This window comes from Rhodococcus sp. ARP2, from assembly GCF_001029585.1.
GTDB classification, from domain to species: domain Bacteria; phylum Actinomycetota; class Actinomycetes; order Mycobacteriales; family Mycobacteriaceae; genus Rhodococcus_F; species Rhodococcus_F erythropolis.
Map to the genome: position 1 here is coordinate 17,895 of NZ_LEKE01000002.1, position 20,283 is coordinate 38,177.

Below are 20,283 nucleotides of genomic sequence, written 5' to 3' on the forward strand. Positions count from 1 at the left end.
CGCGCCCGAACGCGCTCCTATCTGCCCGCTACGCAGCCATCAAGCTTCGCTAAGCCGCCATCACGATCTCGAACCGAGTCAGGAACTCGTCCACATCCGAGGCGGATATGGGGAGCGGTGGTCGAATCTTCAGTACATTGCCGTGCTTACCCGTCGCCGATATCAACACTCCGTGCGCACGTAATCCGTTGACAATGTCGAGTGCACCGGACGGGTCCGGCTCACCCGAGTCCGCGTCGACCACATCCACCCCGACAAACAACCCTGCGCCGCGAATCGCACCCACGCTCGGGTTGCGGTGGACGGACGTGCGCAGGCCATCTGCTAGTCGATCTCCCATCACTGCGGCGTTCTCCATCAGCTCTTCTTCCCGAATCACATCGAGCACCGCCTGCGCCGCAGCAATCGACACCGCATTGCCGCCGAACGTGTTGAAGTACCGGAGCTCGCCCGCGGTCAGCCCAACCAAGTTGTCTCCGAGTACCACTCCGGCGAGAGGTACCCCGCCGGCCATCGGTTTCCCGAGAGTGACCAGATCTGCGTCCACTCCGTGCCGCGTAAACCCCCACAGACTGGACCCCAGCCGACCGAAGCCAGGCTGAACCTCATCTGCGATAAGCAAGCCACCAGCCCGGCGAACCCGATCGACAGCCGTCGCGAGGAACGAGTCGGTCAGTACTCCGTCGGAAGCAAAGATCGTGTCGACAAGTAGTGCCGCCAGTCCGATGCCATCGCGGTTCAGTCCGTCGATGCATTCCTGAACGCGATCTGCAAACCAGGATTCTCGGTCCGCCTCTTCGACAATGCGTGCGTCCGGCAACGGCACGACGCGTACCCACTGCGCATCGCCAAAGGCAGCAGAACCCATTGATGGCGAGCACGCGGCAATATTGATCGTGCCGCCGTGATAGGCATTTTCGGTGACGATGACACCAGTCTTCCCCGTTGCTTCCCGCGCAATTCGCAAGGCGAGATCGTTGGCCTCCGAACCCGTACACGTGAACATCACAGTGGAGAGCCGATTCGGGAACGTGGAGACCAAATCTTCTGCGTACTCGACTAGCGCCTCGTTCAGATAACGGGTGTGAGTGTTCAATTCGGCAATCTGTCTACGCACAGCGTCAACGACTTTGGGGTGCGCGTGTCCGACGCTCGCTACATTGTTGTACATGTCGAGATACGTGGTGCCGTCGCGATCGTGAAGTCGAAGACCCTGCGCCCGAACAATTTCCACTGGGTTTCGATACATCAACGGCGATGCCGGACCGAGAACGTCGGCCCTACGTTTGATCAGATTTCGAGTTCGCGCATCGAGTCCTGGAGCGTTCGCGGGCACGTAGCCGTTCACGTCGAGTGGCGAGACACGCGATGTGCTCGCATCCTGAAAGTGAGCCGTCATCAAATCCTCCGAAGTGTGTATACGAAATAGACTGTCCAACTGCACCGTTCAGACCGAGGCAAGCCACAAGGCCCATCGTGGATCGGACATCTTTGCCCGGGCGCGCATCAGCTTCCACACTCCGTACTTGTGATAGTCGAAGTCCCAACCGGAATTGAGTCGATTGTTGATGCACCCCCACAGTCCCCACTTGACGTCTGCCAACGCCCCGAACAAATGAACACGTGACACGACCGACCAGTCTTTACTCCCGTAGAAGGCTTCGATCAGTTCCAGCGTTCGCCGCTCGTCGAAGAACATTTCGGTCACGAAGATCGCCAACTCATAGGCTCTGTCATTGTTGGCGGCGAACTCGTAGTCGACAAGTTTGAGCGGCTGACCGTCCGAATACAAGAAGTTTCCTGGCATCGGATCGTTATGGCACGGAACCAGATCCAGACCGGAAGCCAACAAGGCAGACTTTGCGGTGTGATACTCACGCTCGATCAGGGCGAAGTCCCGAGGAAGCATCACACCGTGTTCGCGCGCCTGATCGAGATGCTCGTCGATCATGTCGAAAATCGTCTTCGTCAGGGACATCAGCGGGGCCGAGTGCAGCGTCCGATACAGGTCGACGATCTGCAACGCGACCTCCGAACGCTTGAGATCTCCGTTGGTGCAGCCGCGATACCCTTCCATGTACTCGATCACCTCGATTCCCGTTCGACGATCGAACAGAATCATCTCCGGAGCTATTCCCAGCGAACCCGCCAGCATCGCGGCCTCATTCGCCGCAACGCGATCGACAAACGACTCACTTCCGGCACCGGGAATTTTCAAGAAGTACCGGCGGTCGATTCCCCCGACAGTGATTCGCCAATTGCTGTTCTGAAGGCCACCGTGCACCGGCGAGTACCGGATCTCCCGTCCGCGCCAGTCGGAGATCGACGCCAAGGCTTCTTCGACACCCCTCTCGAAATCCGTTCGAGCAGTACCACATACACGCTCGTCGGCTGCGCAGTGCGCAAGGTCAGGTTGCTGAGTGTTCTCGGTCATGGTCATCCTTGCCTCACAGGTTGCGGACTCGGTCGTCGAAATGCGGATCGCGCAAGCCGATTCGCGCGCGTAGGAACTGCCAATCTGCGAACTTCGAGTACTCCAAGGTTCCGGGTCGAAGTGCGTCGACGTAGGAACCGATCAGACCCCACTTCACCGAGTCTGCGATTCCGTAGACTCGACTGCGATCAAACAGGCTTGAATCCCAATCTCCCCAATACAATTCAAAAACAGGGCGCGCGTCGAAATCTGACGGGGTCAGTTCCGCGAGCATGACGCCGAGTTCCTGTAACGGATCCATCATCGCCGCACAATCCCAGTCAACCAATCTCAACGATGCATCGTTTTTCATGACCATCACATTCGAAACATTGCCGTCGCCGTGGCACGGAACTGCATCGAATCCGCGACTCGCTATTCGCGATCTGGCGGGTTCCAAGGTCCGAAGCATCCAATCGAGGTCATTCGGCAGTGATGAGCCAGCGCGCTGCGCGATGAGCAGTGCGGCATCAAGATCGTCGAAGACCGTTGCTGTGCGCGCAAATGGAGGCAATGTGTGGACGGCCCGCCGTAACTCCACCAGACGTTCGATCGCCTTCGGGTCATCGAAGAGATCAAGCGTTGCCGTCGATGCCGCCTGCCCCAGATCGTCCATCACCAGCACTCCCGTTGCCGCATTCGAGTGACGGACACGAGGTCCGATACCCGCGAGCCCGGCCGAGATGGCGGCCTGGAATGAGGCTCCGACGTCAACGTAGTCGAGCGAATGCTCTTGCATTACTTTGACGAAGACCCGATCGTCGCCACCCGAGTTCGGCGCCGCGCCCTCGACGATCCAATGAGCTGAATCCGCGCCCCACCAACTCGGACTCGCCATCACAGGCGATCCCGCGTCCAGAGCCACGTGAGTGTCGAGAAAGAGTCCGCCTACCGACAATTCTTGCCGAACAAGCTGTTTCGTGTCGATCATCGGGCACCTCCCGACACACCGAGCGCAAGATCGGGCCAATTCATATCGAATCGTCGTCTGTCCTCGAGCCATTTAGTCATCGCGAGAACATCTGTATCCGCAAATCGAGACCCGACGATCTGCACTCCTACCGGACACCCTTCAAGCATTCCGAAACACAGCGTCGACGCTGGTTGCCCAGTCTGATTGAACCACGCGGTGAAACTGCAATGTGCCAAGGGCCGTTCAGGGTCGAGGCCGACCGTATCAGCGGCGAAACCCACCACGGGGATTACCGGACTGATCACGAAGTCATACGGTTCGAGATGCCGTTGGATCCGCATCTGCGCCGCATTGACCGCCTCCAGATCGCGTGAATAATCGGTAGCGCTCGCGAAGGACGCAGGTTCGGCCCACGCGGATACTGCACCGATCACCTCCCCTCGTCGTTCCTCAGGTATCGACTCCCACTCCGCCCGGGCGCGCACTTGGAACAAGCGATCCAATGGTGCGTATGGATCGGAATCGAACGGCGGGGTCACCCTCGTCACCTTTGCCCCCGCAACGGCAAATACCTGCGCCGCGGCGTCTACCACTGCCACAACCGCAGCGTCTGCTTCGTATCCATATCCCATGTCGGTCATCACCCCGATTCTCAGTCCTCGTACGTCTGCCTCCCACTGTGATTCCTCAATGGATTCCGCTGGGAGCGACCACGCGTCACGGCGGTCAGGGCGCGCAATAGCCCGGTACATGGCGATGGCCTCATCAACTGTCCTGGCCATCGGACCAGGTGAGCGCATCATCGAAGACGGTAGATGCGGAATCCTCCCCTGAGTCGGTTTGAGCGCAACCAAGCCACAGTGTCCGGCTGGCAGACGCACCGAACCCGCGATATCCGTCCCGACAGCGGCGTAGCCGATGCCGGCCGCAAGGCTCGCACCCGCTCCCGCGCTCGACCCGCCCGTATTGCGGGAGAGGTCCCAAGGATTGCGCACGATGCCGTACAGCGAACTGACTCCGGCAGCCATCATGCCGAAGTCCGGCATCGTCGTCTTGCCCACGATGACGGCACCTGCCTCCTTCAATCGCGCCGCAGGCGGTGAATCAACTTCTGCATCAGGAACATTCGTGTGAGCGGCGCTCCCGTGACGCCACGGCATGCCGACAGCATTCACACTGTCCTTGATGGTGACCGGAACTCCATCGAGACTGCTCAACGCGTTGCCGCTAGCCCATCGCGACGTCGATTCTGCCGCCGCGGCCCGTGCGCCATCTGCATCGACCATTGCCATTGCGTTGATCGACGGATTCACGGCATCGACCAACTCGAGGGTCGCGCCCAATGCATCCAGGGGTGTGAACTCACCTGTTCGGTACCCCTCGACGAGGGACGACATGTTCTGAGGAAGTACCTTGTCCATCACGACTGCTCCTGTTCCGACGACAATCCTTCTACTACAAGCCGTTCGAGTACACCCGTCAACACGTTCAGCCCAGCCAACAGATCTTCGGGTTCGGTGTATTCGATCTCCGAATGCGAGACGCCGCCGACGCTCGGCACGAACAACATCACCGTCGGCATCAAGTCTTTGAGATTGATCGAATCGTGCCCCGCTCTGGTGAGCATTCTCCGGGCGCTCAGACCCAATCCGTCGGCAATCGATTCGGACAACTCGATACCGGCGCGATGGTAAGGCGTGCTGGGGCGCAGCGAGCCAGACTCGACGTCGACGGAGACTTCGCCGCGGGCTTCGATATCGGTTCTCGCCTGGAGAAACAGCTCATGAGCCTTGGCAAGAGTTGTTTCATCACTTGACCGGATGTCAACTGCCATGACTACGTCGGACGCCACCACTACGGGCGAGTTCGGCTCGACTGTCAATTTGCTGATCGACGTGAGAACAACTCCTGGAGGGAACGCCGACGCCACCTCACGAGTCGCCACGATCATCTGCGCTGCGCCGAGGAGGGCGTCTCGGCGGTCTTCGATCAGCGTGGCCCCGGTGTGTGCCTGTTCACCACGAATTCGAACGCGATACTTGCGCACCGCCCAGTTGGCCGTGACCACGCCGATCGAGATCTCTTCGTCTTCGAGAACCCGACCTTGCTCGATATGGATTTCCACGTACGCCTTGCACATCGGTGGCTCGTCCGCACCGAGATAGCCGATGTTCCGCAGTGCGGTGCGGACTGTACATCCGTCAGCATCGACGACGTCGAGGATCTTCTCCGCAGTGAACTTCCCCGTGAAAACTCCACTACCCATCAGACTAGGGCTGAACCTACATCCTTCCTCGTTGAACCAGTCGACAACTGTGAGGTTGAATGCGGGTCTGATCTTTCCAGCGGCTACTCGTTCAGCAACAGTGGTCGCCGCATGCGCCCCGGCGAGAACGCCGTAGGCCCCGTCGAAGCGGCCTGCCTTCGGCTGGCTGTCGAGATGCGAGCCAACCAACACGTGGGGAGCCCCCTCTATCCATTCCAAGGAACCGAACAGGTTGCCCACGGCATCTACTCGGCAGCGGAAACCGTTCTTCGTCAACCACATACGGAACCAGTCCCTGGTCAGTCCGTCTGCTTCGCTACCAGCTTGACGCTCGACTCCACCGTTCGCGGTAGCACCGAATCCCGACATCGTGTCGAAGTCTGCGAGGAATTCAGACATTCGATACCCTCACCGACGAATCCTCCACCGCCGAGGCTTGATTCGGCACTACCGAACGTGCAGCGATATCGAACATCTCGCCTACCCGAATTCGCTCGGCATTCGAGATTCCGGTCAGAGCAGAGACCACTAGGAAAACTACGAGGTTGACAGCCATTCCGACCACACCGCCGGTCAATGAGCCGAGTCCCGCAATGTCATCCGGGTAGATGAAGGTCAACACCAGCGCGATACCGAAACCGGAGAGCATTCCCGAGATTGCGCCGTATTTATTGCCACCGCGCCAGAAGATTCCGAAGAACAGCGGTACGGCCAATTGGACAACGCCTTGATACGAGATTTGTGCGAGGAGTTGCAACCGCGTCATGTCATACGTCGCGTAGGCAACTACCCCTGCCAGCGCCATGAAGCCCACCATGCTGACTTTGGCGACAACGGTCAGCGCGGAGTCGGACAGATTGCGTTTGTCCGAGTTGACGAGATCGTTCGCAATTTGCAGACCGCACACCTGAACGCTTCCATCGATGTGCCCCATGGACGCCGCAAACACCATTGTCACGCCCAGGCCTAGGAGCCACGTTCCCCCGTACGACTCCATGATCGTGAACCACGCGGCCTGAGGGTTGGCGATAACTTCCGGCATCTGGGACGCTGCGATACCCAACAGCATCAACAGCGTGTAAAACACACTCGAAATCAGCACGGTACGGATAGTCCCCGCCTTCACTGCACGGACTCCCGAAGCCGAGTAGATCCGTTGGAAACTCATCGGCCAGCACAGCGATCCGACTACGCCGGTAAAGATCAGACTGAAGAGATAGAACGGCCCATAAGCATCGCCGTCGCCAGGTACCCGCAGAAATTCGATCGGGACCTGCGCCAGCGCACTCATACTGATCGGGCCGCCGGCGACACCGGACAAAAGAACTAGACAGACAAGTGCTGCAATCACATATGCGACGATCCCCTGGAACGCATCGGTCATGATCAACCCACGCATACCCATCTTCACTGTCCAGTACTGACGGATCAGGATCAGCGCCAATCCGACAAGCAGGCAGGTGGTCACCGACCATCGACCCTCACTCGCGTATTGAAATACCTCCCCCAACGCCTGCATTCCGAGAACCACCCACGGGAATACCGAGACGATTCCGATAAGACTGGCGATCATCTTCACGGATCGTGAATTGAACCGCAAACCAAGAAGATCCGGCTGTGATCGAAGATTGTATCGAGCGCCCCACCGCCATGCTCTGGTCGCCATGAAGTACATCATCGCGACACCGAGACTGGAGTAGGCAAGGCCGTAAAATCCGAAAACTCCTGCACCCGCGGCCATCCCGAAGAATGCGATGAACACCGCGCCAGGCCACCAGGAATTCACGTAGCACATCGCCACGTACCAGGGACCGTAGCTACGACCACCGACCGAGTACTCCTCGAACGTCGGTTTCGTTTTCTGTTGGGTCGCATAGAGAATGAAGAGCACTCCGGCATAGAACAACGCCAGCATTCCGAGCATGATCGCCATGTCATTCTCCATTCGGACCGGCCGGCGTGAGTGCCAGCTCTTCGTCAAGTTCACCGCGGAGGTCTTCGACCAGGTACAGGCCCCACAGTCCCAACCCCAGAACCAGCGCGTCGAGAATCCAGTACATGATGCTGAACGGGATTCCGAACACCAGCGTCGAAACTCCACTGCCCCAGAGATAAAGGGGCGGGAAAAGTGCAAACAGCAGCGCAATACCGTAAACGGACCCGAAGAACACCATGATCATTCGGTGACTGAGCCCGCGGATGAAATCCTTCATCGGACCTTCCCTCAGTTGACGAGCTGGCGAATAGGGTCGTGCAGATGACCGTTTGATGCAATTCCGTTGCCACAGTCAAAGTTCCGTCGACCGTCAAGACTCGAGAAACGACCACCCGCCTCTTCGATGATCACCGGCATCGGCGCGAGGTCGTAAGCCTTGGTCGTGTAGTCGACGATCGCATCGGCGTGCCCGCAGGCGACCATTGCATAGCCGTACGCGTCGCCCCAGGTGCGGAGAATGACGCCTCGCGAGTTGAGATCGCGGATCGTATCCGGCTTCCAGTCCTCGAGCCACGTGGCCATCAGATATGCGCCGTCGAGATCTGTCCGGTCGGAGACAGCGGCAGGCTCGTCGTTTCTCCAGCATCCACCGCCTTTTTCCGCTGACACGAGCACGCCGGCACTAGGCAGATTGATCGCCCCGAACGTGATTTCACCGGCCTCTTCGTACGCGAGAAGGTTCGCATAGAGCGGCACCGAGTGGACAAACGACTTCGTTCCGTCGATCGGGTCGATGATCCACCGATTACCGCTCGAACCCTCAATGTCGTCGAACTCTTCTCCCATGATCCCGTCGTCGGGAAAGTTCTCGGACAGAGCGTTGCGAATCATCTGTTCGATCTCTTGATCCGCCTGTGTGACGGGCGATCCGTCCGACTTCGTGTCGACCCGAAGCGTCGACTTGTCGAACCAGTGCCTGGCGAGATCTCCTGCTTCTCGAGTGATCGCCAACGCGATCTCGGCACGGGTCGAAAGGATTCGATTCACTGCTGGTGCCCTCCATTCCCTGAATAGGAGTCCGAAAGCGACGACTTCGGACTCCTCAGAGATTCGGGCTAGACCATTTCTGGTTCTCTCACCAATTGTTAACGGCGTGTTACAGATCACACTTCGTGTTGTGATGGATCAAGTGCCTCACTAGTTTGAGGGTTCAACGAACTGCCGTATTGCGAGGTCACGCCATATGTCGATGATGGAGCAGACTCGATCTGCGCTGTTGCGGCTCGCTCAGGAACTCGAAGGTCGCTCAGTGGGGAAATTCCCGCCCGAGCGCGAACTGGCAGCACGACTGGGAACATCTCGCACGACAGTGCGCAGCGCACTCGATGCGCTGGAACGTGACGGATTGGTACATCGGGTCAAAGGGCGCGCAGGCGGTGCCTTTCTCACAAACGTCCATGCGGTCACCCCCACCCCGGAAGACGCACGGTCCCTGTGTGCGAGCCGACGCCTGTCCCGAAATCTGAATACAGTCATGGGCGTTCCGCAAATGCTTCAGGAACAAGGATTCCAAGATGGCACGAGGGTGCTGTCAGCACGTATGGAGCGGCCCAGCCCGCGAGCCGCTCAGGTACTCGGAGTTTCGCCGGACCGCGATGTGATTTCCTTGTTGCGCTTACGATTTGCCGACGGCGACACATTGTCTCTGGAACGGATGTATCTCGGCGATCCCGGTTGCCGCGATCTGCTCCGAACGCACATGGACTCTGTCTACGAAGCCCTGCGCTGTAAATTCGGAATCGACATCTCGGCCACCGATGAATCCATCGAACTGGCAGAGGTCAGCTCCTCAGTATCGATGCTTCTCGGACAACCGATGCCGGCCCCGGTTCTCAAGCTGGAACGAATCGGTTACGACCAGCACGAACGTCCCGTCGAGTACTCGGTAGACCTGTTCCGTGCCGACCGAACACGGCTGAGTGTGAGTACGCGGCCTGGACACCGCGTGTGAGCCCGGGCAGACCCTGCTCCCGAAGTCGACGCACCTCTGCCATACCGTAGGCGGGTGACCTCCCTGCGATCAGACGCGCAAGCAGGTCACTCGCGCGCACCGCGGACTCCTCCAGCGGTTCAACCACTACTTCCCGATCTCGCGATCGAACAACTCCAGTCGTTGTTGCAGGTACGTTCCTGGACTCTCGCGGAATGGTTCGCGATGGCCGACCAACGCGGATTCCTCGCGCCCGCGGCCAGTGTTCCGCTCTTCATGGAAGCCGCGCTGAAGTATCCCGAGCACCGCGAGGCGCTCCTTCGCCTCGCCGGTCGACGCGGGCAGTACCTGGCGGAGCAGAATCCCGATTGGGCCCAATTGCGGCGGATCGGGTCACGCCGGGACGAACTGTGGCTATCGCCCGATCCGAACGACCGTACGGCCTGGTTCGATTACATACGTACGGTCGACCCGGAACTGGCGAGCGAGGAGCTCGAGATCGCCTGGGACGACGAGCCCACCGCAAACCGCCTGCACTTCCTCGATCACCTCGAGGTCGGACTGGGTGAACACGATCACACCCTCCTCGAGCGTGCACTCGACGATCCAGCCGTGCGGGTTCGTGAGCGTGCAATTCAACTACTACGGCAACTCCCCCGATCTCCTTTTGCCTCTCGCATGGTCACTCGGGCTAAGTCGTGGGTCCGGCTCGAGACGAAGCCGTTGCGACCGCGCCTTGCCGTCCGGTTGCCAGGCTCGCTCGACGACCTCGCATTTCGTGACGGCATCGAAGACGTCCACTACAAGAACAAAGGCATCCGGCGCTGGTGGTTACGGCAAGTCGTGACCGCCACTCCACTGACGCTGTGGGAATCGATGGCCGGTTCGCCACGCGAGGCCCTCACCATCCCCATCGAGAAGCAATGGCGCACCGTGATGATCGAATCATGGACTGCTGCAACAGTTCTTCAGAAGAACACAGCGTGGGCATCGGCATTTCTGGAGCGGGACGGGCGCACGACCGACCGGAGAATCGTCGCCATCGCGGACCCACGCGAGCGCGTCGAATACATCGTTGCCGGCCACGCGGACGAATACCTTTTGGGCGTCGACGGCAGCGCACTACTCGACGGCATCGACCGTCCATGGCCCCTGGCCGTCGCCGAAAAGTTGTTGAACGCCTTGGAGAACGAAGCGATGGAGCATGCTGCGACGGGTGAGGACTTGGGCATTCACTCGCGACACAGTCACTTTTCCACTCTGCGAAGCGTGCAGGCGCGCTTCCCTTTCGAGGCGATACCACTGCTCCGCAGCGCCGCGTCCAGAACGAGCGACCCCGGCTGGCAACAAGCGTTCACCGACAGTGCGGTCAACATCGAGCAGCGTCGACTCCGCTTGGACGTCTTACGCTCTCACCGCTGAACGACGAAGGGTCGCACTCCGCGAACGGAATGCGACCCTTCGGTTGATCGTGAAAGATCAGACGACGCTGACCATCTCGTGATCAGCCACGCCGGCGGCCAACACCCGGAGATGGTCTTCGGTGCTGCCGAGGGTGTGCTCGATGGCGACGAGTCGGCTCACGTAGTGACCCACCGGGTACTCCGCGGTCATACCGATACCACCGTGCATCTGGATCGCTTCCTGGCCGATGAGCCGAGCCGAACGCCCGATCTGCAACTTCACCCGCGAAGCGATCACCGGATCGACGACGCCGTCGGCAAGGGACATCGTTGCGTACAGACTCATGCTGCGTGCCAACTCGAGCGAGACGTACAGGTCGGCGGCGCGGTGCGTCAGCGTCTGGAACTTCGCGAGCGGAACTCCGAATTGCTTACGCGTCTTGAGGTATTCGGTGGTCAGGCGTAGCGCCTCTTCCATCGCTCCGACAGCCTCGGCACACAGCGCGGCCTGCTCACGGATCTGCGCGGCCTGGATCAGAGCAGAAGCGTCACCGCCGTCACCGAGTGCTTCGGCCGGAGTATCGGTGAACTCGATCTGCGCACCGCGCAACCCTTCGTGAGTGGCGTAGGACTTGCGTACCAGGCCGGAGGCATCGCTCTTGACGAGGAACAGTCCGACGCCACCGCCAGGGAGCGCAGCGCTCACGACCAAGATGTCTGCAGTCGCGCCGTGGCCAACGGGATTCTTGATACCGGTGATGGTCCAGCCGCCCTCGACCTGCGCCGCCGCGGTGGCCCGTTCGGTTGCCGGCCAACGGATTCCGGGTTCCTGATCGGCGAACGCGAGGAACGTGGTGCCCTCGGCCACTCCGGGAAGAATCGACGAGCGCTGCTCTGCGCTGGCGCCTTCGGAGATGAGCCCGCCCGGCGTCACGACCGCGTCGAGTAACGGTTCGGGGGCCAAGCGTCGACCGATCTCGGTCATGACCGCACCGATTTCCACCGGGCCCGCGTCCATGCCGCCGTCGTCCTCGGAGAACGTCAGGCCGAGCAAGCCGACCTCGGCCAACTGCTTCCAGACCTGCGGACTCCACCCTGGATCGGAGTCGATGATCGCGTTGCGCTTTTCGGCGTCGTAGCTACGCGAGAGGAGGTCCTTGGTGGTGTCGCGGAGAAGCTTCTGCTCGTCGTTCAGTTCGAAGTCCATGCCACGCCTCACAATCCGAGGATCGAGGAGGCGATGATGCTGCGCTGCACTTCGCTCGATCCGCTGTAGATGGATACCTTGCGGTAGTTCAGGTACGTCGGGGCAGTGTGCTGCGCCCAGCTCGCGGAGGCGATGTCGCTGCCCGCGTCGTACGGCAGTGAATCAGGGCCGGCCACGTCCATCAGCAATTCGACGCTCGCCTGCTGCAATTCGGAGCCACGAAGCTTGAGCAGCGACGACGCCGGGTTCGGCTGGCCGTCAGCGGAACTGGCGACCACCCGGAGCTGAGTGAGCTCGAGGGCAAGCAATTCGTTTTCGAGTTCGGCGAGGCGAGCAGCGAAGAGCGGATCTTCGAGCAGGGTCCCGTTACCGACCTTGACCTCGGCAGCGCGTGCCTTGGCCTGGGCCAGACGAACCTTCGAGAAACCGACGCGGGTGACACCGGTGCGCTCGTTGCCGAGCAGGAACTTGGCGTAGCCCCAGCCCTGGTTCTCTTCACCGACCAGGTTCTCTCCCGGAACGCGGACGTCCTCGAAGAACACTTCGTTAACCTCGTAGCCGCCGTCGATCAGCTTGATCGGGCGGACCGTGACTCCAGGCGTCTTCAGGTCGACCAGAATGAACGAGATACCTGCCTGGCGCTTGGGCGCATCGGGATTGGTACGCACGAGGCAGAAGATCCAGTCGGCGTACTGTCCCAGCGTCGTCCAGGTCTTCTGACCGTTGATGACCCAGTCGTCGCCGTCGCGGACCGCGCGGGTCTTGAGCGAAGCGAGGTCGGAGCCGGCCTCGGGTTCGGAGAATCCCTGGCACCACCAGATGTCGAGGTTCGCGGTCGCGGGAAGGAACTTCTCCTTCTGCTCCTGCGAGCCGAAGGCTGCGATGACCGGACCGACCATGTTGGCGTTGAACGCCAACGGTTCGGGGACCGACGCAAGCTGAAGTTCGTCGAGCCAGATGTTGTGCTGGACCGGGGTCCAGTCCTTGCCGCCCCACTCGACCGGCCAGTGCGGTACCGCCAGACCGTGAGCATTGAGGATCTGCTGCGCCTCGACCATACGGTCGCGCCCCAACTCCTCGCCGTGGGCGTACGCCTCCCTGATGTCCGCGGGGATTTGCGTACGGAAGAACGTCCGCATCTCGTCGCGGAACGCTAGTTCCTCGTCGGTCAATGCCAGGTTCATCGGGATTCCTTCGCACTCGAAACCGGATTCATGTTCGGTTCGACCGTACCCCGACGACCATGGAGGCGGAACAGGTACCGCGAAAGACGGCACTCGGAACCGAGCTACTACACGGTTTTGAGGACCAACAGGTAACCCCCGCCCGCGGCGTCGATGCTCGTTTCCACGTTCAGCGACGGAGCCAAACGTGACAACCGGTCGATCAGCCAGTCCGACGCTTCCTGGGCGTCGTCCTTGCCGGGACAGCGAGCGACGGCGACGCGGCCACCCTTGCGCTCGAGTTGCTCGACGACCCCGATGATCGGGGCGGGATCCACGACGAACAGCCGATCCGGCCATTCCACAACAGGTTTGACCGCACCCTTCTTGGTGTTGCATGCGCGGTGCGCCAAGCGTTCGACGCCACCTTTGGTCTTGCCACCCTTTTTTGCGGTGTTGATGCTGTCGATACTCGGGCCGCGCGGATCATTGACGGACATATCGCGATCGACCGGTTCGTCACACAGCCAGCAGCGCCAGGATTCACGTTCGCCGACTTCTTGAAGGGTGCTCATGTGGCAACGGTACCGTGCGCACTTTCGGCTGCTTCCGCTACCAAAAGTGCGCACGGGGCCGAAGGCCCTACATGTCTGCAATCGCCTCCAGCGGCTTCGTCTTGGCCGCTCGGTTGGCCGGCCACAGCGCCGCCAAGACACCGACCACACCCGAGCCGATCAGCATTCCGACCACCTGACCCCACGGGATCGTGATCTTGTCGAGGCCCTGATCCGCGAGAGTGCTCACGAAGGCCCAACCGAACGCGATGCCGAGAACAACTCCGACCGCCGCGCCGTACACCGCGATGAGCACCGACTCGAGGTAGATCGTGCGTCGCATCTGTCCGCGCTGCATGCCGACAGCTCGCAGCATTCCGATTTCTCGTCGCCGCTCGACCACCGACAGCGCCAAGGTGTTGATGATGCCCAGGATTGCGATCACGACCGCGAGTGCAAGCAGTCCGTAGAGGATCGCCAACAAGGTGTTGATCTGCTGGCCCTGAGTTCCCTTGAACTCCTCACGATCCTGCACCTGGACGACGACGTACTTCTCCGTGGCCGTTTCCAGCTCGGATCGCAGCGTAGTCAGATCCGCACCAGGCTTCGCCTTCACCAGCACCACGAAGTCCGGGAGACTCTCGGCCGGCATCAGTTTCCGGTACGCCTCGTCCGAGACGATCCACGAGCCGATCAACTGGTTGTCCTCGAACACTCCCGCGACAACGGTCTGGTACTCGACGCCGCCAGGACCGGTCAACGTCTGGGTCGAGCCGACAGTCCAGCCCTTGTCATCCGCAGTCGACTTCGAGACGAGCATGTTGTTGCCGGTCAGATCGACCGCGCCCTCGAGGATCTTGTACTCGAGCACGCCTTCGATCGGTCCGTCGAACGAAGCACCCTGCTCGTCCTCACCGTCGACCTTCGCGCGCACCCCGTGCAAGGACGTCGCGCTCTGTACGTCGGGTACCTGCCGGACCGCGTCGGCCGCACCTCGCGGCACACCGATCGCGTTGGGACCGGTCAGGATGTAGTCGGCCGAGACACCCACGTCCACAAGAGCATTGATGCTCGCCTTGGCCGAGGAACCGAACACTCCGATGACCGTCACCAGCATCAGACCGAGAGTCAGCGCGAATGCCGTTGCGGCCGTACGGCGAGGATTACGCACCGCATTGGTACGGGCCAATCGCCCGATGGCGCCGAACGGCTTGGCGAACACGGCACCGAGCGCGCCGACGATCGGCCGCGACAGCGCCGGAGCCCCGAGAAGAACCGCGATGATCAACGAGAACGCACCGAGCCCGACGATCAGCGCCGCGCCGCCGCCGGTTCCGCGAGAGCCGAACACGAGCAGTGCCACACCGATCACGCCGAGAATCGCACCGATCAACGTCCGCACTCGCAGTGAGTCACCGGTAGAGGCGAACTCCTCACGCATGGCCGCCACCGGCGGGATTTTCGACGCACGACGAGCCGGGGCGTAAGCGCTGAGCGTCGTGACGACGACGCCGACTACCAACGCGACGATGATCGTGCGGGCACCCACCTGGAGCGGGCCTTCCGGCAGACCGACGTCGAATGTGTTGAGCAGACTGCGCAATCCGTAGGCGAGACCGATACCGCCGAGCAGACCGATGATGCTGCCGATGAGTCCGACCACGAGCGCCTCGGTGACCACCGAACGGCCGACCTGCGCTCGGCTCGCACCGATCGCACGCAGCAGCGCCAGCTCACGAAGACGCTGCGCCACGATCATCGAGAAGGTGTTGTAGATGATGAACGTTCCGACGAGCAGAGCAATCGCGCCGAACGCCAACAGGAAGTAGTTGATGAAGCTCAGCGCCGAGTCGACCTCGGCCTTGGTCTCCTCACGAACCTGGTCGCCGGTCTGCACCTTGAGATCGGGGAAAACCTGCTCGACGCGTTGCTGTAGTTCCGTCTGCGACACCCCGTCGCCCGCGACGTCGATGTACTCGACGTGTTGGCCGTCGGTGAATAGTCCACGGGCCTGCTCGTCGGTGAAGAGCGCGCCGATGAACCCGCCGGTGTCACTGCCCGCCCCCTCGTAGATGCCGGACAACGTCACGTCCACGATTCCGCGGGCCGGTGCCAGAACCTTGGCGGAGTCCCCCACCTTCAGTCCGGCTCGCTCGGCGGCGCTGGTGTTCAGCGCGACCTGACCGGTCTGCGTCGGAGGCGCGCCCTCGACGAAGGTGTCGGGTTCGGCAATCGCCTGGCCCGGCGGTAGGTAGGACTGCCCGATACTCGGCGCGCCGCCGGTCTGAACAGCGCCGCCGTCTGCGTTGATCAGGACGATCTGTCCACTGACGGCCGGGGCTACCGCTCGGACGCCGTCGACCGCCGCAAGTTTGTCGACATCCTCGACCGGAACACCACTGGTGTTGCGCTCTTCCATCGATACCCGGACGTCGACGCCCTGGGCGGTGTTCTCGAAGATCGAATCGAAAGTCTTCTGGAGGGTGTCGGTGAAAACGAACGACCCCGCGACAAAAGCCGTGCCAAGCACCACGGAGAGAACCGTCAGCGCAAGTCGCACCTTGTGTGCCGCCAAGTTGCGCAGGGAAACCTTGCGCATCGGCGAGTTGCTTACCGAAGCCATGTGCTCAAGCCCCGGCTTCCACGTTCACGACCGCCTGCGGAGCGTCCAGACGCTTCATCCGGTCGAGGACCGAATCCGCCGTAGGCTCGCGCAATTCGTCAACGATCTTGCCGTCCGCGAGGAACACCACCCGGTCGGCATACGCCGCTGCCCGCGGATCGTGCGTCACGATCACCACGGTCTGGTTGAACTCGTCGACGGCCGCCCGCAGGATCGAGAGCACCTCCCCGGAGGACTTCGAATCGAGGTTTCCGGTCGGCTCGTCGCCGAAGATGATCTCCGGCTGACCCGCCAGGGCACGCGCACACGCCACACGCTGCTGCTGACCACCCGAGAGCTCTCCCGGCCGGTGATCGAGGCGATCCCCGAGACCCAGCTTGGTCAGGACGCTGTTCAGCCAGGTCGGGTCCGCTTTGCGTCCCGCGATGTCGAGCGGCAACGTGATGTTCTCGAGCGCCGTCAGCGTCGGCACCAGGTTGAACGCCTGGAAAACGAAACCGATGCGATCGCGTCGCAATTGGGTCATCTGTTTGTCGGAAAGCGTCGTGAGTTCCGTGTCGCCGATGAGAACGGAACCCGAACTTGCGGAATCCAGACCGGCGAGGCAATGCATCAGCGTCGACTTACCGGAACCGGACGGCCCCATGATCGCCGTGAACTCACCGCGGGCGAAATCTGCGGACACCGAACTGAGTGCGTGCACCTGGGTATCTCCGGTGCCGTAGGTCTTGGACAGGCCGACTGCGCGGGCCGCGACATCCTGGGCGTGCGAACTCATGATCGCCTTTCCTGTTCACTTCGGTACTACTTGTGGGCGTGACGGGCGCCCGTGAAAACACGGACGCCCGCAATGGTTGGTTCCATCCTGTCGGGTGTCGGGCGCGCTCGCCATCGGGGACCACCCTGATATCTGCAGCCGAGCCGGTCAGGGTCGCGGGAATGTGCTCTCTCTGCTTGTGCGCATTGACGAGAAACAGCGATACGAAGACCGGGCGCACATTAACCTTGTGACACCAATCACACGAGAGAGGCGGCCGAATGTCCGACGCCACCGCTGGAATCATTTTCGATCGGCTAGAGCACTGGGCGACGGTCAAGCCTGATCAAGCAGCGATGACCTTCCAAGGGACCGAATACACGTGGGCCCAGTGGCGAGACCGCATCTTGCGTATCGCCGCCGCCCTCGCCGAATCCGGCATCGGCGCCGGCGACACTGTCGCGTTCGTCGACAAGAATCATCTGTCCTGCCTCGAAGTCACCTACGCCGCCTCACTGCTCGGCGCCGCGAATGTCATTCCCAACTGGCGACTTTCGGGCGAAGAGCTGGATTACGTCCTCGCGGACTGTGGCGCTCGCATTCTGTTTGTCGGCAGCGAACTACTCCCCCAGATCGTCGCCATGCGCGACCGCTTGACGGCCGTCGAATCGATCTTCGCCGTCGGCGGGGAACACGACGAGTTCGAACCGTGGATCGACGAGGTCGCACCGCTGCACTCCCGCCCCGAGGTGAGCCCCGATGCCACCGCTCTGGTTCTCTACAGTTCCGGGACGACCGGTCGGCCCAAAGGCGTACAGCTTACGCATCGAAACCTGTTCGCGCACAGCAACAATGTGCTCGAAATCCTGCCGGCCCACGAGGATCACCGATTCTTGATCGCGATGCCGATGTTTCACGTCGGCGGAACGTGCTACGCCATCATGGCAATTCACACGGGTGGGCGCTGTTACTTCACGAGAGAAGCCGACGGACCGTCGATCTTCGCCGGTCTCGCCGCCGGAGCCAACATCGCCTTTCTCGTCCCACCGGTCATTGCCGGAGTCCTGGCCGCAGGCGAGCAGGCCGTCGCCGCCTTCAAGGCATTCAAACGCATTACCTACGGCGCCGCCCCCATGCCCCTTCCGTTGTTGCGAGCAGCACTCGCGGCTTGGCCGGACACCGAATTCGTCCAGGTCTACGGCATGACCGAAATGGCAGGTGTCATTACCGCGTTGATGCCGGACGTTCACCGCGACGAGTCGCAGGTCGAGCGCATGGCATCAGCAGGCACGGCGATCCCAGGCGTCGAGATGCGTGTGGTGGACCCCGTCACGCTCGAGGACGTGCCCACCGGAACGACCGGCGAACTGTGGTGGCGATCCGAACAGTGCACTCCCGGATACCTGGGCAAGCCCGAGGCGACGGCCGAAACGATTACCGCAGATGGGTGGCTGCGTAGCGGCGACATGGGCCGCGCCGACTCCGACGGCTTCGTCTTCATCGAGGACCGCCTCAAGGACATGATCATCACCGGCGGCGAGAACGTCTACTCCCCCGAGATCGAACGAGTACTGGTGGAGCATCCGGCAATCGCCGAGGTCGCGGTCATCGGCGTTCCCGACGACCGTTGGGGTGAAACCGTCAAGGCTGTCGTGGTTCTCACTGCCGAAGCGCAGATCGACGAAGCCGAACTGATCACCTATACACAGGAACGCCTCGCAAAGTTCAAGTGCCCGACCAGTATCGACGTCGTCGAGATCCTTCCCCGCAATCCCACCGGAAAGATCCTCAAGCGCGACCTCCGCAAACCGTACTGGGACAACCGCGAACACAAACTGGTCTGAGTTCGCGTGCTGTAATGGGGCGGTGACTTCGCGCCGCCCCACCACACCCAATCCGACCGATCCGTGCCCGTGCGGCAGCGGCAACGCGTTGGCCGAATGCTGCGGAAAGTACATCAGCGGCGAAGCGCACGCACCGACTGCCGAAACCCTGATGCGTTCGCGTTACACGGCCTTCGCTGTGATGGACGACGAATATCTCACGCAGACTTGGCATCCCGCCCATCGCCCCACCGAACTCGATCTCGACCCCGACCAGACATGGCTCCGGTTGGAGATCCTGGACACCGAACGGGGCGGGCTGTTCGATTCCGACGGCGTCGTGGAATTTCGCGCTCACTACACATTCGGGCGCGAGCGGGGAATGCTCCACGAACGCAGTCGATTTGCGCGAACAGAAGGCAAGTGGCTCTACGTCGACGGCGATATCGGTTAGGTAACTCCGGGCACCGCCGCCGCGGATCCCGATAACGCGAGCCCTACGATCGAGTCATGACAACGAACCGGACGAGATCATTTGCCGCTGTCGCTGCCATCGCAGTGGGCGTGAGCCTGACTGCCTGTTCGCAGGACGCGGAGACCACTCCCACGGCAGCCACCTCGGCCGTCACCTCGACCTCGAGTGCAGCAGCGTCGACCACAGAACCAGTCCCGACGGACAGCTCCGACAAGACGTCGGCTGCGGGCACCGAATCCAAGCTCACCGTCGTCGACATCCGAGTGGGCGAGCACGACGGATTCGATCGCGTCGTCTACGAAATGGGCGGAACCGGCACACCCGGATGGCGCGTCAAGTACGTCGACGCGGCGACACAGGAAGGCAGCGGTAAGCCCGTGGACATCAAGGGTGCCGCAGTGATCCAGGTCCTGATCGACGGTTCCGCCTATCCCTTCGACAGCGGAGTCGAGCAGTACTCCGGCCCCAACCCGGTCCCCGGCGTCGGCGGAGTCGTGACCGAGGTCAACGGGTCCAACGTCTTCGAGGGAGTCACCCAGTCGTTCATCGGCGTGACCGAGAAGCAGCCGTTCACGGTCACGACGCTCAGCGACCCTCCGCGAGTGGTGGTCGACGTGGCCCGCTGAGGCCGCACTTGACCTGAAGTTTGGTTGAGGTTCTACCTTCGTGTCGTACCGGCCACGTAATCTTCGTGGCCGGC

The 20,283-nt window shown here is 61.4% G+C and carries 18 protein-coding genes; 5 read left to right on the forward strand and 13 right to left on the reverse strand.

Going from position 1 to position 20,283, the window contains the following annotated elements:
• Positions 1 to 49: 49 nt before the first annotated feature.
• From ABX74_RS00945 to ABX74_RS00980, 8 genes are read right to left on the reverse strand one after another with little or no spacing between them, the layout of a single operon-like run.
• Positions 50 to 1,399, reverse strand: coding sequence for an aspartate aminotransferase family protein (locus ABX74_RS00945; RefSeq protein WP_047888029.1), 1,350 nt, complete (start codon positions 1,397 to 1,399; stop codon positions 50 to 52).
• 48 nt (positions 1,400 to 1,447) lie between these two features.
• Positions 1,448 to 2,434, reverse strand: a complete 987-nt coding sequence (locus ABX74_RS00950) for a choline/ethanolamine kinase family protein (RefSeq protein ID WP_047888051.1) — start codon at positions 2,432 to 2,434, stop codon at positions 1,448 to 1,450.
• A 13-nt stretch (positions 2,435 to 2,447) separates the two neighbouring features.
• Positions 2,448 to 3,404: a phosphotransferase gene (locus ABX74_RS00955; RefSeq protein WP_047888030.1), complete on the reverse strand. Its 957-nt coding sequence runs from the start codon at positions 3,402 to 3,404 to the stop codon at positions 2,448 to 2,450.
• Positions 3,401 to 4,807, reverse strand: a complete 1,407-nt coding sequence (locus tag ABX74_RS00960) for an amidase (RefSeq protein WP_047888031.1) — start codon at positions 4,805 to 4,807, stop codon at positions 3,401 to 3,403. The genes ABX74_RS00955 and ABX74_RS00960 overlap by 4 nt, the downstream gene beginning before the upstream one ends.
• Entirely contained in the window at positions 4,807 to 6,051 is a 1,245-nt protein-coding gene (locus ABX74_RS00965) for a M20 family metallo-hydrolase (protein WP_024488217.1), read from the reverse strand. Before ABX74_RS00965 ends, ABX74_RS00960 begins: the two co-directional genes overlap by 1 nt.
• Positions 6,044 to 7,585: a sodium:solute symporter gene (locus tag ABX74_RS00970; protein WP_047888032.1), complete on the reverse strand. Its 1,542-nt coding sequence runs from the start codon at positions 7,583 to 7,585 to the stop codon at positions 6,044 to 6,046. Before ABX74_RS00970 ends, ABX74_RS00965 begins: the two co-directional genes overlap by 8 nt.
• 1 nt (position 7,586) lies before the next feature.
• Positions 7,587 to 7,865, reverse strand: a complete 279-nt coding sequence (locus tag ABX74_RS00975) for a hypothetical protein (protein ID WP_047888033.1) — start codon at positions 7,863 to 7,865, stop codon at positions 7,587 to 7,589.
• Positions 7,866 to 7,876: 11 nt separating this feature from the next.
• Positions 7,877 to 8,635 carry an inositol monophosphatase family protein gene (locus ABX74_RS00980; RefSeq protein ID WP_189637301.1) on the reverse strand — a complete coding sequence of 253 codons (759 nt, stop codon included), beginning with the start codon at positions 8,633 to 8,635 and terminating at the stop codon, positions 7,877 to 7,879.
• Between the two features lie 202 nt (positions 8,636 to 8,837).
• On the opposite strand from ABX74_RS00980, the gene ABX74_RS00985 reads away from it, so the two are divergent.
• Together ABX74_RS00985 and ABX74_RS00990 are read left to right on the forward strand one after the other, a co-directional pair.
• Positions 8,838 to 9,599 carry a GntR family transcriptional regulator gene (locus ABX74_RS00985; protein ID WP_047888053.1) on the forward strand — a complete coding sequence of 254 codons (762 nt, stop codon included), beginning with the start codon at positions 8,838 to 8,840 and terminating at the stop codon, positions 9,597 to 9,599.
• 54 nt (positions 9,600 to 9,653) lie between these two features.
• On the forward strand, positions 9,654 to 11,000 hold the full coding sequence (locus tag ABX74_RS00990; RefSeq protein ID WP_047888034.1) for a DUF5691 domain-containing protein: 1,347 nt from the start codon (positions 9,654 to 9,656) through the stop codon (positions 10,998 to 11,000).
• A 57-nt stretch (positions 11,001 to 11,057) separates the two neighbouring features.
• Here ABX74_RS00990 and ABX74_RS00995 read toward each other — a convergent pair whose 3' ends face one another.
• The 5 genes from ABX74_RS00995 to ABX74_RS01015 all read right to left on the reverse strand — a co-directional run bounded on the left by ABX74_RS00995 (position 11,058) and on the right by ABX74_RS01015 (position 17,306).
• Entirely contained in the window at positions 11,058 to 12,188 is a 1,131-nt protein-coding gene (locus tag ABX74_RS00995; protein ID WP_047888035.1) for an acyl-CoA dehydrogenase family protein, read from the reverse strand.
• A gap of 8 nt (positions 12,189 to 12,196) precedes the next feature.
• Positions 12,197 to 13,372: an acyl-CoA dehydrogenase family protein gene (locus ABX74_RS01000; RefSeq protein WP_007736177.1), complete on the reverse strand. Its 1,176-nt coding sequence runs from the start codon at positions 13,370 to 13,372 to the stop codon at positions 12,197 to 12,199.
• Positions 13,373 to 13,479: 107 nt separating this feature from the next.
• Entirely contained in the window at positions 13,480 to 13,926 is a 447-nt protein-coding gene (locus ABX74_RS01005) for a hypothetical protein (RefSeq protein ID WP_047888036.1), read from the reverse strand.
• Between the two features lie 67 nt (positions 13,927 to 13,993).
• Positions 13,994 to 16,528 carry an ABC transporter permease gene (locus ABX74_RS01010; RefSeq protein WP_047888037.1) on the reverse strand — a complete coding sequence of 845 codons (2,535 nt, stop codon included), beginning with the start codon at positions 16,526 to 16,528 and terminating at the stop codon, positions 13,994 to 13,996.
• A gap of 4 nt (positions 16,529 to 16,532) precedes the next feature.
• Positions 16,533 to 17,306, reverse strand: coding sequence for an ABC transporter ATP-binding protein (locus ABX74_RS01015; protein ID WP_003945134.1), 774 nt, complete (start codon positions 17,304 to 17,306; stop codon positions 16,533 to 16,535).
• A 260-nt stretch (positions 17,307 to 17,566) separates the two neighbouring features.
• Between ABX74_RS01015 and ABX74_RS01020 the strand changes: the two genes are divergently transcribed.
• From ABX74_RS01020 to ABX74_RS01030, 3 genes are read left to right on the forward strand one after another with little or no spacing between them, the layout of a single operon-like run.
• On the forward strand, positions 17,567 to 19,129 hold the full coding sequence (locus ABX74_RS01020) for a long-chain-fatty-acid--CoA ligase (protein WP_019749300.1): 1,563 nt from the start codon (positions 17,567 to 17,569) through the stop codon (positions 19,127 to 19,129).
• A 22-nt stretch (positions 19,130 to 19,151) separates the two neighbouring features.
• On the forward strand, positions 19,152 to 19,562 hold the full coding sequence (locus tag ABX74_RS01025) for a YchJ family protein (protein ID WP_021344960.1): 411 nt from the start codon (positions 19,152 to 19,154) through the stop codon (positions 19,560 to 19,562).
• A gap of 56 nt (positions 19,563 to 19,618) precedes the next feature.
• Complete coding sequence (locus ABX74_RS01030; protein WP_019749302.1) at positions 19,619 to 20,209, forward strand: hypothetical protein; 591 nt, start codon at positions 19,619 to 19,621, stop codon at positions 20,207 to 20,209.
• Positions 20,210 to 20,283: the final 74 nt, after the last annotated feature.

Bases quoted from the DNA above. Each gene is read 5' to 3' on its own strand.
- ABX74_RS01030 (WP_019749302.1), top strand. From the start codon at position 19,619: ATGACAACGAACCGGACGAGATCATTTGCCGCTGTCGCTGCCATCGCA.
- ABX74_RS00985 (WP_047888053.1), top strand. From the start codon at position 8,838: ATGATGGAGCAGACTCGATCTGCGCTGTTGCGGCTCGCTCAGGAACTC.
- ABX74_RS00955 (WP_047888030.1), bottom strand. From the start codon at position 3,404: ATGATCGACACGAAACAGCTTGTTCGGCAAGAATTGTCGGTAGGCGGA.
- ABX74_RS00975 (WP_047888033.1), bottom strand. From the start codon at position 7,865: ATGAAGGATTTCATCCGCGGGCTCAGTCACCGAATGATCATGGTGTTC.
- ABX74_RS01005 (WP_047888036.1), bottom strand. From the start codon at position 13,926: ATGAGCACCCTTCAAGAAGTCGGCGAACGTGAATCCTGGCGCTGCTGG.
- ABX74_RS00960 (WP_047888031.1), bottom strand. From the start codon at position 4,807: ATGGACAAGGTACTTCCTCAGAACATGTCGTCCCTCGTCGAGGGGTAC.
- ABX74_RS00970 (WP_047888032.1), bottom strand. From the start codon at position 7,585: ATGGCGATCATGCTCGGAATGCTGGCGTTGTTCTATGCCGGAGTGCTC.
- ABX74_RS01020 (WP_019749300.1), top strand. From the start codon at position 17,567: ATGTCCGACGCCACCGCTGGAATCATTTTCGATCGGCTAGAGCACTGG.
- ABX74_RS00945 (WP_047888029.1), bottom strand. From the start codon at position 1,399: ATGACGGCTCACTTTCAGGATGCGAGCACATCGCGTGTCTCGCCACTC.
- ABX74_RS01000 (WP_007736177.1), bottom strand. From the start codon at position 13,372: ATGAACCTGGCATTGACCGACGAGGAACTAGCGTTCCGCGACGAGATG.
- ABX74_RS01015 (WP_003945134.1), bottom strand. From the start codon at position 17,306: ATGAGTTCGCACGCCCAGGATGTCGCGGCCCGCGCAGTCGGCCTGTCC.
- ABX74_RS00965 (WP_024488217.1), bottom strand. From the start codon at position 6,051: ATGTCTGAATTCCTCGCAGACTTCGACACGATGTCGGGATTCGGTGCT.
- ABX74_RS00950 (WP_047888051.1), bottom strand. From the start codon at position 2,434: ATGACCGAGAACACTCAGCAACCTGACCTTGCGCACTGCGCAGCCGAC.
- ABX74_RS01010 (WP_047888037.1), bottom strand. From the start codon at position 16,528: ATGGCTTCGGTAAGCAACTCGCCGATGCGCAAGGTTTCCCTGCGCAAC.
- ABX74_RS00995 (WP_047888035.1), bottom strand. From the start codon at position 12,188: ATGGACTTCGAACTGAACGACGAGCAGAAGCTTCTCCGCGACACCACC.